This is a genomic window from Rhodococcus sp. OK302, assembly GCF_002245895.1.
Taxonomy (GTDB): domain Bacteria; phylum Actinomycetota; class Actinomycetes; order Mycobacteriales; family Mycobacteriaceae; genus Rhodococcus_F.
In genome coordinates this window covers 4,008,423-4,020,306 of sequence record NZ_NPJZ01000001.1, presented here as the reverse complement: position 1 = coordinate 4,020,306, position 11,884 = coordinate 4,008,423, and the positions used below count along the sequence as shown (strand labels likewise).

Here is an 11,884-nt window from a genome sequence, read left to right as displayed (position 1 = left end):
GATGGGTCTGCTGTCGTTCATCGCCACCCTGCCACTCGCTCCCGTTCGTGGGGTGATATCGCTGGCCGAGTTGATCCAGCGACAGGTCGAAGACGAACTCCACAATCCCGCGAGTGCCCGCCGCGCTCTCGAGGAGTTGGAGGACGCCCGCGCGGCGGGCGAGATCTCCGCCGAAGAGGAAGAGCAGGCTCAGCAGGCGATCCTCGACCGAATGACCGGGACGGGGCAGCCCACCACTCCGGAGAAGGAGTGATCGGTGATGGCAGAACAGGAACCACCGTTGCCGGCACCCGAGATCGCCGAGATCGCAACGCATGACATCGCACAGTTGACCGGCAAGAAACCGTTGGGCGCGACGTCGGTCATGCCGACCGACGACGGATGGACGGTGGAGGTCGAGGTAGTCGAGGATCAGCGAATCCCGTCGTCGACGGACATGCTCGCACTGTACGAGGTGGTGTTGGATCTGGATGGAGAACTGTTGTCCTACCGCAGAACTCGCCGCTACGTACGGGGTGTCGGTGACAGTGGGAGTGGGCTGTCATGACCATCGCCGGTGGCGGTGCGAGCAACCTCCCGCAGAGCTCGGGTGGCGGATTGGGTGGCGGGCACCAGTCGACGAACCTCGGCGAGATCCTCGAGCGGGTGCTCGACAAGGGACTCGTGATCGCCGGGGACATTCAAGTCAACCTGCTCGATATCGAATTGCTGACCATCAAGGTGCGACTGGTGATCGCCTCGCTGGAGACCGCGAAGGAGGTGGGCATCGATTGGTGGGAGCATGACCCTTGGCTGACCGGCAGGAACAGTGACGTCGAACTCGAGAATCGGAAGCTGCGGGAGCGGATCGCCGAACTCGAGTCCGACAGGTCGGTACATTCTGCCATCGAGGCCGCTGAACCGATCGAGGTGGAGGCGAAGCGGCAGGAGCCTGGCGATGACCGCGGATGACGGTGTCTGGCTTTACGGCATCACGACCGACAGCATCGGCGACGCACAACTCGCCGGGGTCTCTGGGGTGGCCGGGGAGCCGGTCCGGGCCGTGGCGTCGGCGGGTCTCGTCGCGGTGGTGGGGACGGTGAGCCTGAGCGAATTCGGGCAGGCACCGCTGCAGCACAACCTCGAGGACCTCGACTGGCTGGCCACAACCGCGAGGGCACACGACGCTGTGGTGGCCGCCATGTTGCGCTGCGGTCCCACCGTTCCACTGCGATTGGCCACTGTCTACCTCGACGACGACCGGGTTCGTCTACTCCTCGACGAACGACGGGAGGAGTTCAGGGCAACGTTGCGGAGGGTGACCGGACGGAGCGAGTGGGGCGTCAAAGCGTACGCAGACTCGAAGACCTTGGCTCAGAACGCGAAAGCGGAATCTTCCCCGACCCGTGCGGGCGGAAAGGGGACCGCGTATCTACTACGCCGTCGTGCTGAGTTGAGCGCGCAGCAAGACGTCGAACGCAGGGCGGCGGGCCATGCGGAGGAGATTCACTCGGCGCTCTTGGGCAATGCTGTCGGCGGGCGCCGGCGACAGGTCACCGATCCGGTGCTCACTGGCAAGCGTGCCTGGATGATCTTCAACGGCACCTACCTGGTGGACTCCGAGCGGGTCGACGACTTTGCCGCGCTCGTCGCGGCCCTCGACGACGAGCGCCCGGGCGTCACACTGGAACTGACCGGACCGTGGCCACCGTACTCCTTCGCCGGGATCGACGAGTGAGCCCATGAGCGAGATGGTTCCTTCGGACGACACGCGCCGCATCGCTCTCGTCGACCTGCTCGATCGAGTGCTCGGTGGTGGTGTTGTCATCACCGGCGAGATCACTCTGTCGCTCGCCGACGTCGACATGGTCCGAATCTCGTTGCGCACGCTCATCGCATCGGTCAGCGCACTCGTCCCAGACCCGGCCGGTCAGGAGCCTAGCGATGACTGAGCCCGAGCCCGAGTCGGATGCGCCGACCGACGTCGGTCGCCGGGTTCTGCCTCAACGGATCGATGCCGACCCAGAGTCCGTCGAGAAGGGCCTGGTCGCACTGGTCCTCACCATCGTCGAGCTCCTACGCCAGTTGATGGAGCGGCAGGCGCTACGCCGAGTCGAGCACGGGGACCTCAGCGACGAGCAGATCGAACGCATCGGCACGACACTTATGCTGCTCGAGGAGCGAATGGCGGAACTGCGTGATCATTTCGATCTCACACCTGAGGACCTGAACATCGACCTCGGACCGCTGGGGCCGCTGCTGGCGAACGAATAGCCGGTTTCACAGAGTTTCGGTCGGACTCACCGAACGATGATCAATGTTTGAAAGCGTTCTTGATCTTCTTTCCAGCGTCCTTGACCTTGTCCCCCATTTGTTTGGCGTTGCCCTTGGCCTGTTCCTTGCTTCCCTCTGCTTCGAGGTGGGCGTTCCCGGTGGCCTTGCCGAAAGCCTTCTTGGCGGCGCCTTCCGCGGTTTCGACCTTGTGATGGATCTTCTTTCCCATGCTCATGACCATGTCCTGTTCTCTGTGATCCCTCGGTGCGGCCGCCCGCACTCCTTGGGAAGAATGTGCCCAAGCGGTCGGCGGTGCGGTGAGAGACAAACGTGGTGAGCCCGTCGGCGCGGCGGTATGCCGCCCTTTTGTCACCGAGACTCCCGTCGCATCGCCTAGTTCCGCACCCGGGCCAGGTATATGGCTGACGCCGATACTGACCCTGACTGCTCTTGATTGCTCACGCCTCCAGCACCAGTCAACTCGTCTACAGCACTGCTGTCGAGAACGTTTGACCGTCATCTACCCGCGGCCGACGAGCCCCTCACCCGAGGGAGATGATCGGGGCCCGTACAGGGCGCCTCCATCGGGCCGGGGTGACTCGATGGAGGCTTCACGGTCAACGTCCGGGGTTCAGGGCGCCTAACCGCGACTCTTCCAGTGTAGGAACAACTTTGCAGTTGTGAAATGCACAGACAGGGGCGCTACATCCTCACGTGCGTACGAAGGTTCGACGAGGCTGCCGACGACCGCAACTCGATGTGATGCTGGCACACGTGGCCTGGCTATCGCAGGCCTGGTCCTGGGCTATCTCTTTGTTGCTTTTTGGCTGTTGATCTTCATTTTCGCGGCCGTCGCTAGGTGTATGAGGCGCGGACGTTAGTGACAGCCTATTGACGGGTCCAGGATTGGCCGGTCACACCGTGCTGGAGTGGACCCCGAAAGTTGGACCGCATAACTACGCGTCCAACTTCCAGTGAGGCCGCGGGAAGTGGCAGGTATAGCCATCCGGGTAATGCTGCAGATAGTCCTGATGCTCGGTCTCCGCCTCCCAGAAGGTCCCGGCGGGGGTCAACTCGGTGACTACCTTGCCGGGCCACAGACGTGAGTCCTCGACATCGACGATGGTGCCCAGCGCGACCCCCTTCTGATCGTCGTCGAGATAGAAGATCGCAGACCTATAACTGGATCCGAAGTCGCGGCCCTGGTAGTTCAGTGTCGTCGGATCGTGAATCTGGAAGAACAACTCCAACAGCGCCCGGTAGTCCGTTTGCGCAGCGTTGTAGACGATCTCGACGGCCTCCGCGTGACCTGGATGGTTGCGATAGGTCGGCCGATCATTTTGCCCACCGGTATAGCCAACTCGCGTCGCGATCACTCCCGACTGCTGGCGGATCAGGTCCTCCATACCCCAGAAACATCCGCCTGCCAGTATCGCCTTACGGGTGTCAGTCATTCCGCCCCTTCACAATGAGCCATATGTTTGCGCAGCATTCCCCCTCGACGCTACCTGTCGAGATTCAGACGATTCCCGGCATCCGACGGCTCATTCATGATTTGTGCACGGCCGGCAACGATAGTTGCCCTTGTCGTCCATTTCCGCCGAAATCGACTACCCTGCAAGTTTTTCCGTCGGAAGTCTTGTTCGATGACGTATGCACGGAAGATGCGAAAGAAGGTCCGTCAGTTGTAGCGGCTGGTCGTCGCTCCGGCCGTAGTTTCGGTCCAGACCAGCGGAAGGTCGACAGCTAAAGCATCCTCGATACTCTTGCCCCTATCTCGACTCAACTAGCTGCGAGTGCTGCGATCAATGACTCGTAGGTTCCCTCTGCGGTGGAACGGTCGGCGTCGATTACGAGGTAGTTCCAGCGAATCCGCAGGTACTCGGTGAGATGGTCGTGAATTCGTTCAAAGAAGTCCATCTCCTCCGTTCTGCACGATCACCTGGTCGAGTTGCTGCTGACGGGTGACCTCCAAGTGCGCACTTCGTTCGGCGAATCGAGCGAGCGCCTGTTCTTTGCTGCCGATCAGTACGACCTCGAGATACTCGGCGTGGTTAGTTTTTGCCGCTTCCTCAAAGTCCTCGATTTCGGTAATTCGGGTGACTAGCTGCGGCATCACCACATCGTGCCCACTCTGTAAGTGGGTTGCCGCCATGCTGACGGCGAGCTGTCTTGCTGCAACCAAGGCGGTCCAGAAGTTGTCTTGCCATCCACCGACGAGACTGACCATATGGTCGGTGTCGAGGTTGAGCACTCCGGGGTGACGGTCGGCGTACATCTGGCGAGCGTGGACTTCCCGATACCGGAGGCTCCATTCAGGTGAATCAGTCGCGGCATTCTGCAAACACTAGTTACGAAGCGTCGCGTTTCGACGGTTACCCGCTGAACGGCCTCCTGCGGGTTTGGGTGTGCGTTTTGACCATCGACAAACAGGACGATTTTCATCTGATCGGATGTGCTCAGTGCGGATTGTGCGAGTAGAGGATCGAAGGTCCCAGCATCCACGTCTTACCCTGGGGAAACGAGCATTTGAATCACACCGGAGTTTCCGGAGACTTTGGTGCCGTATGTCGTCGATGGGAAAGGCAAGGCGTCGAAAAGCCTGCCGAGGCCTGGTGCGAATGACGATCCGGTCCTGGCCGAGGCTGCCCGCGCACAGTTCACAGCTTTCAAGCGTGAGATCAAGTCGGTCGCTACCGACCAGATTAGGCGGCTCAATCGTGCGATGGTTACCGGGCGTCGCTGGAGTGGTGACGAATTCTCGCAGTATCTGCTGGGCCATCCGTTGGTGATTCATCTAGTCAGACGATTGCTGTGGGCGTCGTTCGGTGAGAACGGTGCGCCCACGACGGTGTTCCGGGTTGCCGAGGACAACACGTTCGCCGATGTAGAAGGTCAAGGCATTCAATTGCCGGACGGCGTGATCGGTCTCGTGCATCCAGCGCACATCCCCGACTCGATCGGTGCATGGTCGCAAGTGTTCCGTGACTACAAGATTCTGCAACCGTTCTCACAGTTGGGACGCCTGGTCTACAACGCGATGCCCGACGATCTGGACGGGCGTGGGCTTGCCCGCTTCACCGGCGTAACGGCGACGCCGAGTCAGGCACTGCGGTTGACGTATCGCGGTTGGGAACCGGGGTGGGAGAACCCGGCGTCGTGGGGCCAGGGATTGCTGTACCAGCTCAGTGATTCGGTCTCCGTATTGCTGGGGCTCGAACCAGGTATGGGTACGGGTAGCCCGTACGACGGCTACCCGGATCAGACATTGGCATCTGTGGACGTGCGCGGTGGCACGTTGGCCGAGGTAGATCGTGCGACAGTTTCGGAATTGCTCGCCGATCTCACGGATTTCGCGTCGTGAAAAGTGCTCCAACTCAATCGACTCTCACGCACAGCCAACCAGCGCGCGGTGTCCTCGATCCCCGCTTCGAGGGTGCGCGACGGCACCCATCCGAGTACCTGGGCTGCGAGGGTTTTCGACGCATAGGCGCCGGCAGTATCTCCCGGTCGCCTCGATGACGTCCTTACCGCGACGTCGTGTCCGAGCACCTCCTCGAAGGCTCTGACCAGTTCCCACACCGTGGTCCCCCGACCGCTTCCGAGATTGACGACGGTGGTGCTGGTCGAGTCGGCTGTAATCCGATCGAACCGTTCCAATGCGCGGATATGCGCGTCGGCAAGGTCCCAGACATGGACGTAATCACGTACTCCGGAGCCGTCTCGCGTCGGCCAGTCGGTTCCAGCTACGGCGAAAGGTGTTCCGGTCGAATAAGATTCGAAGAGATTCCCCAGAGCATGCGTCGGATGCTCTGATTGTAATCCGCTGCGCAGGTCGGGATCTGCCCCGATCGGGTTGAAGTAGCGAAGTGAAACGGCAGCCAGGTCGGTCGCTGCGACGATGTCCGCGAGCATCGATTCGAAGTGCGCCTTGCTTCGCGCGTAGGGACTCTGGGGCGCCATAGCGGAGCGTTCGTCGACACATCCCCCGTCCGCGGCCGCATACACCGCGGCGGAGGAACTGAACAGGAGGCGTAGGCACCCGTTACGGAGCAAACTCGAGATCAGAGTGAGCGCCTTGACGACGTTGTTGTCGTAGTACGTCACCGGACTGGTCACGGAGTCGCCGACGACGATCAGCGCTGCGCAGTGAACGGTTGCCTCGATGTCGGGATGGTCAACAAAGATGGTGTCGAGAAGTGCCTCGTCCGCGATGTCTCCCCGGTAGAACGGGAAACGCTGTGCGAATTCGATTCGGCCTGTCACCAGGTTGTCGAGGATCACGACATCGATCCCGGCGTCAGTGCATCTCGACGCAATGGTGCTTCCGATGAATCCACCTCCGCCGGTGATGAGTACCTTCACGCTGCTCCCCCGGCATCTCCGAATGCAGTGCGCGCTCGCCTGGTGAAATGTGACAGACGAGCCCGAGCCAACGCGAGTCCGTGCAGGTCGTGGCCTTCTCTGATGGAGAGTCTGTCCCGATCGAGGAACAGCGGCACCATCACCGCGTCGCGGTAGAGCGAATGCAGACGCGGACGATCCGCCAACCACAATGTCCATCGCCACCACAGCCGCGCAGAACGGGTAGTACCGAGGTCACTGCGCCCGAACACTGATTCCACCGCTGCCAGGTGCACGTTCACTGCTCGGCGGACATCACGTGGCAATGGGAGCCTCGCCAATTGGGCGGCGAGCGCCGGTTCGAAAGCAAGGAGGTATCCGACGTCGATGACGCTGTTCAGGGCAGGGTCTGCGCGAATCAGTGCGCGATCCGCAAGCCGTGCGTGCGCGATGATGTGCAGCGCAGCATCGCTGATTGCCAACGTGGGCGGGTCGAATGTGGCGGGAATGCCCTGGACTGCACGCTCTCGTGTCAGTGCATGACGAGCAAAGCGTGGCAGCAGATGTGAGTGGATCTCGACGGACCCGTGACGGTCGTCGCGGAGCAATGCCGGTTCCTGGTGATCGTCATGATCGATGGATTCGCCGTCAACCTCGTCCGGTTGCACCATCCGATATCCGAATTCGATAATGGCGTCGTTTGCGGAGACAGCGTGAGTAGGGTCGATGACCAGGAGATCGATGTCGGTCATCCGCCTCGCTGCGGGATTGGGCCAGACCTTCCATTCGAGAAGCGCCGCGCCTTTGAGCGCGACGGTCGGAAATCCCTTGCCTCGCAGCATCTCCTGAATCTCGACTCGCTGGGATTCCAAGTCCGCGATACGGAGCGCATTGCGGTGATGGACCAAACTCAAAGTCAATTCAGGACTCGACGCGGGGGCCGTGGATTCTGCGAGCATCTTCGCGAAACTTGGCGGCAACGTCGACGCGAATCCGGCGTCGACAGCTGCGGCAGCCAGAAGTGGTAGCACCTTGTGCCGGGCGGCGGTGTCGATGACCCGGGGCCAGTCCCCGGCGGAACACGAACGGATCAGGTCTGGCCCAGCGGCCGGATCGAGCATCGCAATCAAGTACCGCGTGTCACGCATGACGCCACCAATTCCTCGACGGAAGCAACCCCGGTGTCGGCGTGGTGCCGAGTGAGGCTGTAGCAGGCGGTGTTCGACAGCAAGGCGGCGATGTTTCGCAGTGTGAGGCCGTGGCCGTCGGACCACAATGCAGACTGCTCAGCAAGCGAGCGCAGAGCCACCGCCGTGGGCATCGGCTGGATGGATGTCTCACTCTCCCCCCACCCGTCGAGAATCAACAACACGTCGATGCCGCGTACGGCTGACGAGGCGGATGGTGGATTTGGCAGTGTTGTGGGATCGAGCGCCCAGACCGGCGGTTCGTACGGCAGAGGAAGTAGCTCGAGCGCACGGATCTCGGGGAGAACGTCGAAAGTGCCGGCCTTGATGTGTATCCGCCGAGGCAGCCCTATCGCATCGTGCCCTCGAATGAAGATCCCTTCGTCCGAATGAAGCTGCGCGCCCCGTAACGCCAGTGCCAGAGCCGAGGTGGTCTTGCCGGCACCCGAATGCCCGGCAATCGCCACTCGCACCCCGCCGCAATCAACCAGTGCCGCATGTAGGCGCGTCCACCCTTCGACACGAGCCGCCGACATGACATCCCGGTGAACCGTGCGATAGATACTCTCCGCGATATGCAGACCATCGAGACCGATCAGGGTCTCCGTGTCTGCTGCGATCGTGGAATCAATTGTCACGTTCCAGCGATGCGAGGCGGATTCGTTCGGCATTATGTTCGCGTTCACCCGGTGATCGGCAGACCACGGGCTCGCGAGCTTGTGTTCGACGACGCCGACCTCGGGTATCAACGTCCCGGTGACAAGGGCATCAACCCACAGGTAATGCGCGCGGATTTCCTGGTCGCCGTGTGCATTCACCACGATTCACACCAACAAACGGGAGGTGATGAATTGTCCGAGCGTTTCGTTGACGATCGACTCTGCTTCGATCACGGGGATCTCCAAGACCTCGGCAACCGCATCGACGATGTCGCTGACAATCCGCCCGTCACACAACTCCCACACCAACGTCGCGACAGGGTTGAGATGATGCGCAATCTCGACGGAACTGTCGTACAACACAACACCGTCGGTGAGGTCGTTGCTCTCCACGCTGGATGAGCGTTGTGGTCTCGTATCTACAAGCAACTCAGTCACGGAAACTCCCTGCATATCTTGGTGAACGGTCAATGGCCGAGTGTGAATCGTTGCGAATAGTCGGACTCGACCGCGCCGGCGCGGAGCAAGTCACGGTTGGTGGCGATTCCCGGTGAGAGCGAGCAGCACGTCAACGTACCGGCGACGTTGCCGTCAACCAAGAAATCGCCGATGGTGCGGTAACGCCCCGCCCACGTCGTAAATCCCTCCACATCCGAATTCGGGTCGGGAATGGAGTCGAGAATCCGCTCGAACGCACGCGAATGGACCAGAACGGCGTGAACTCCACGGTTTTCGGAAGCTGCACGCATCAGTGAAGAACCGTCGAGCAATGAGCCACTGCGAGATTTTGCATCGTGCCCCAACTGCACCACATCCCACGAACTGTGTTCGAGTTCAGTACGCGCCGATTCCAGGATCGAACTGGACGCATCGAGTAGGTCGACGTCGTCGGCGGTGACGAGAACCGAACCCCACTCCTTCTCCGCAGCCAGGGCAATTGCACGGCGCCAGGAGGCTGCGAATCCAACCTCCGGGTTGGCACGGTCTTCGGACGCCGAAAGCCGCACTACCTCAGTAACATTCAGAAGTTGATTGAATGTCTGCCACGACGAATTCCATCTGTCGATATCGATATCGAGGTTGACGACGGCAACGCCCAGTGTCGAGATCGGAGTTGCTGTCGACTCGCCGATCTCAGATGCAACTCGCGCTGATGTCAAAGGTTGCCTCAGCACAACGTCCGTTGCGCCCTGCAAGAGCAACCACGTCGGCAAATCGAATACTGACGCACCGGCGTCGGCGATCATGCCGGACAGTTGATCCCGCAGGCCCTGATATGCGCTCGCGCGCACGACCAACACGGAATCGGAAAAGTCGTCGAGGACCGAGTGGATGACCGCAGCGTCAACGCTGTCGATGAGTTCGCCATCGATGTTGCGGAGTTTGTACGCAAGTGCGCCGTCAATCACCTGATCTTCCCGTAAAAAGACCACCGATTTCCAACCCAACAGAATCGCTTTGTCGACGCCGGAGACAAACGCACTGGCAATTCGCCACGGATCCGGTGTTTCGTCGGCAGGCAGGGCACGGTGAATTGCCAACCCAATCGACTCGGCTTCTCCCAGACAGGACCGCCACGGCGCAATCCGGCGATCATCACTGAGCGCCAGTACTCCACCGAATATCAGTTCAGGCCGCTGCACACGGAGTTCGGCCTCCCGACGAATGTTCGGATAGGACCCACCCAGGTGTATCGAAAATTGGCGGTGAACAGATTCGACGTCCCAACCGATCTCTTGCCAGCCCAGCAGGTAGTTGTGAATCCGATCCGGCCAATTGATGCGGTACGGGACGCCCAACGGCCGTTCGAATCGATGCAACCAGCGGAACCTCGGCAGGCAGATCACTTTTCCGCCATTGATGCGGAACTTCTCGTGAATGTATCCCTCTTCACCGCCGAAGCCCGTGAAGTGTTCGTTCAACCCCGGCCAGGCCTCACGACGGCATGCAAACGAACCCAACCCTTGCATGTCGATCTCGAACGGGACCTCGGGGTTTTCCTTGGCCCGTGGGTCTACACCCCAGGCACCGAACATGCCTCGCTTCCACCGAGGTTCCATGTGGGTAGCCGCAATGTGTGAAGAATCCTGCGACAGCATCGGACCTTGAATCAGATCGTCGGTGTCGGGATCTGCATCGAAATGGGCCAACAACGACGCCAGCGATCCGGGAGCCAAAATCACATGAGAGTCGAGAACGAGTACATATTTTCCAGTTGCCTTGCGGAACAATATATCTCGGACTGCCGTGGACCGAACATCCGTGAACGGAATATAACGGAACCGCGGAACGTACTTCGCGAACGACTCCAGCATCGGCGCCGGCAGTCCCTCGGGAAAATTGTCCAACAGTACGAACTCGACTCGATCGAGAACTTCACGATGGTGAGTCAATATCGAATGAATCGTGAAATACGCACCGTCGAAATCGTCATACGTCGCAATCGCAATCGTCAGATCCACAGACTCGCCATGGGGCGGTGTCTCCTTGACCTCCACTGCACCCGCGCTCTGAAGCTTCTTCAGAGCGCGGTGCAGTGCGACATCGAACTCACTCATCGTGAACTACCCTTCAATGCCAACCTGCTACTAGTTCGATTCGGTCGGGTCGGTCGGTACTTCGGGCGGCATTGTCGGGCTGACGGTCGGCGGTGTCGGCCTGACGGTCGGCGGTGTCGGCACTTCGCGAGGCGTCGGGTTGGCGGTCGGCGTTGTGGTTCCACCCGAGCTACCCGAGCCTGATCCTGTCGAGCCTGATCCCGAGCTACCGGACGAACCTGAACTGCCCGCGCTACCCGACGAACCTGAATCTCCGGGCTGACCTGGCGGTGTGCCATTACCGCCTTGGCCACCGCCGCCATTTCCCTGGCCGCCGTTACCGCCTTGGCCTGTCCCGTTTCCACCATCGCCCGACTGTCCGCCTTGGCCGTTCTGGCCCTGGCCGCGATTCGGAACACCCGACAGGTTGGGAGTGTCGCCCGAAGCGAAAGCCGGTGCAGCACCTCCCAAACTGATAGACGTCACGATCGGAACCGAAACTGCTGACGCGGCCAATACCGTCTTGACGAACTTGCGGCGACCGACCGGCACATTCTGAAATGCATCGCGACTCATAGCTACCTACCCCCGGGTTCTCGAGTGCCGAAGCACCAATGGTGACGAATTGGCAGAACCGTAGCATTCTTCCAGTTACGAAATTGGCCAACTTGCCAAACATTGGTCGGTTTTATGTCCTATTTGTCCCCAATTTCGCACTGAATTCCCACTAGAACCACCCATTGGTCTCATTTTGGTAAACTTTCAGTTACTTCAGGCCAAATGTAATATCCGCTGGTCACGGAAGATCTTGGCCCAACCCCGCCCGAAATTTCGCGATCACCATCACTCGCGCCCGAAATCGCATCGAATTCGAATCAATCGCCACGGCGCGCCGCACGTGAGT

Annotated in this window: 17 protein-coding genes; 7 read left to right on the top strand and 10 right to left on the bottom strand. The window is 60.4% G+C overall.

The window, feature by feature from the left end:
- Window position 1 precedes the first annotated feature (1 nt).
- The 6 genes from BDB13_RS18540 to BDB13_RS18515 are packed head-to-tail and all read left to right on the top strand — an operon-like array spanning window position 2 to window position 2,253.
- Window positions 2–253 (top strand): gas vesicle protein GvpG, encoded by a 252-nt coding sequence (locus BDB13_RS18540; RefSeq protein ID WP_094272930.1) that lies wholly within the window; start codon window positions 2–4, stop codon window positions 251–253.
- 6 nt (window positions 254–259) lie between these two features.
- The gene (locus BDB13_RS18535; RefSeq protein ID WP_094272929.1) at window positions 260–547 is read left to right on the top strand and encodes a gas vesicle protein GvpO; all 288 of its coding nucleotides are present in this window, start codon (window positions 260–262) and stop codon (window positions 545–547) included.
- The gene (locus BDB13_RS18530) at window positions 544–951 is read left to right on the top strand and encodes a gas vesicle protein (protein ID WP_094272928.1); all 408 of its coding nucleotides are present in this window, start codon (window positions 544–546) and stop codon (window positions 949–951) included. The genes BDB13_RS18535 and BDB13_RS18530 overlap by 4 nt, the downstream gene beginning before the upstream one ends.
- Window positions 938–1,717, top strand: a complete 780-nt coding sequence (locus BDB13_RS18525) for a GvpL/GvpF family gas vesicle protein (RefSeq protein ID WP_094272927.1) — start codon at window positions 938–940, stop codon at window positions 1,715–1,717. The genes BDB13_RS18530 and BDB13_RS18525 overlap by 14 nt, the downstream gene beginning before the upstream one ends.
- Window positions 1,718–1,721: 4 nt before the next feature.
- A complete protein-coding gene (locus BDB13_RS18520) occupies window positions 1,722–1,931 on the top strand; it encodes a gas vesicle protein (protein WP_094272926.1) in 210 nt (69 codons plus the stop codon).
- Complete coding sequence (locus BDB13_RS18515; RefSeq protein ID WP_094272925.1) at window positions 1,924–2,253, top strand: gas vesicle protein K; 330 nt, start codon at window positions 1,924–1,926, stop codon at window positions 2,251–2,253. The genes BDB13_RS18520 and BDB13_RS18515 overlap by 8 nt, the downstream gene beginning before the upstream one ends.
- 40 nt (window positions 2,254–2,293) lie before the next feature.
- Here BDB13_RS18515 and BDB13_RS18510 read toward each other — a convergent pair whose 3' ends face one another.
- The 4 genes from BDB13_RS18510 to BDB13_RS18500 all read right to left on the bottom strand — a co-directional run bounded on the left by BDB13_RS18510 (window position 2,294) and on the right by BDB13_RS18500 (window position 4,507).
- A complete protein-coding gene (locus BDB13_RS18510) occupies window positions 2,294–2,488 on the bottom strand; it encodes a CsbD family protein (protein ID WP_094275014.1) in 195 nt (64 codons plus the stop codon).
- A 721-nt stretch (window positions 2,489–3,209) separates the two neighbouring features.
- The gene (gene msrA, locus BDB13_RS18505; protein ID WP_094272924.1) at window positions 3,210–3,707 is read right to left on the bottom strand and encodes a peptide-methionine (S)-S-oxide reductase MsrA; all 498 of its coding nucleotides are present in this window, start codon (window positions 3,705–3,707) and stop codon (window positions 3,210–3,212) included.
- A 328-nt stretch (window positions 3,708–4,035) separates the two neighbouring features.
- The gene (locus BDB13_RS32155; protein WP_169637405.1) at window positions 4,036–4,173 is read right to left on the bottom strand and encodes a hypothetical protein; all 138 of its coding nucleotides are present in this window, start codon (window positions 4,171–4,173) and stop codon (window positions 4,036–4,038) included.
- Window positions 4,160–4,507 carry a hypothetical protein gene (locus BDB13_RS18500; RefSeq protein ID WP_141210653.1) on the bottom strand — a complete coding sequence of 116 codons (348 nt, stop codon included), beginning with the start codon at window positions 4,505–4,507 and terminating at the stop codon, window positions 4,160–4,162. The genes BDB13_RS32155 and BDB13_RS18500 overlap by 14 nt, the downstream gene beginning before the upstream one ends.
- Window positions 4,508–4,813: 306 nt before the next feature.
- Here BDB13_RS18500 and BDB13_RS18495 point away from each other — a divergent pair, with 306 nt between their 5' ends.
- Window positions 4,814–5,617, top strand: coding sequence for a DUF4132 domain-containing protein (locus BDB13_RS18495; RefSeq protein ID WP_176459610.1), 804 nt, complete (start codon window positions 4,814–4,816; stop codon window positions 5,615–5,617).
- Here the strand turns inward: BDB13_RS18495 and galE are convergent.
- From galE to BDB13_RS32150, 6 genes are read right to left on the bottom strand one after another with little or no spacing between them, the layout of a single operon-like run.
- On the bottom strand, window positions 5,515–6,618 hold the full coding sequence (gene galE, locus BDB13_RS18490) for a UDP-glucose 4-epimerase GalE (RefSeq protein ID WP_094272921.1): 1,104 nt from the start codon (window positions 6,616–6,618) through the stop codon (window positions 5,515–5,517). The two genes, BDB13_RS18495 and galE, sit on opposite strands and share 103 nt — an antisense overlap.
- Window positions 6,615–7,745 carry a nucleotidyltransferase family protein gene (locus tag BDB13_RS18485; RefSeq protein ID WP_094272920.1) on the bottom strand — a complete coding sequence of 377 codons (1,131 nt, stop codon included), beginning with the start codon at window positions 7,743–7,745 and terminating at the stop codon, window positions 6,615–6,617. Before BDB13_RS18485 ends, galE begins: the two co-directional genes overlap by 4 nt.
- Complete coding sequence (locus BDB13_RS18480; RefSeq protein WP_254922865.1) at window positions 7,724–8,605, bottom strand: hypothetical protein; 882 nt, start codon at window positions 8,603–8,605, stop codon at window positions 7,724–7,726. The genes BDB13_RS18485 and BDB13_RS18480 overlap by 22 nt, the downstream gene beginning before the upstream one ends.
- 3 nt (window positions 8,606–8,608) lie before the next feature.
- A complete protein-coding gene (locus tag BDB13_RS18475; RefSeq protein ID WP_094275012.1) occupies window positions 8,609–8,881 on the bottom strand; it encodes a PqqD family protein in 273 nt (90 codons plus the stop codon).
- Window positions 8,882–8,910: 29 nt separating this feature from the next.
- Window positions 8,911–11,001 (bottom strand): glycosyltransferase, encoded by a 2,091-nt coding sequence (locus BDB13_RS18470; protein WP_094272919.1) that lies wholly within the window; start codon window positions 10,999–11,001, stop codon window positions 8,911–8,913.
- Window positions 11,002–11,031: 30 nt separating this feature from the next.
- Entirely contained in the window at window positions 11,032–11,556 is a 525-nt protein-coding gene (locus tag BDB13_RS32150) for a hypothetical protein (RefSeq protein ID WP_176459609.1), read from the bottom strand.
- Window positions 11,557–11,884: the final 328 nt, after the last annotated feature.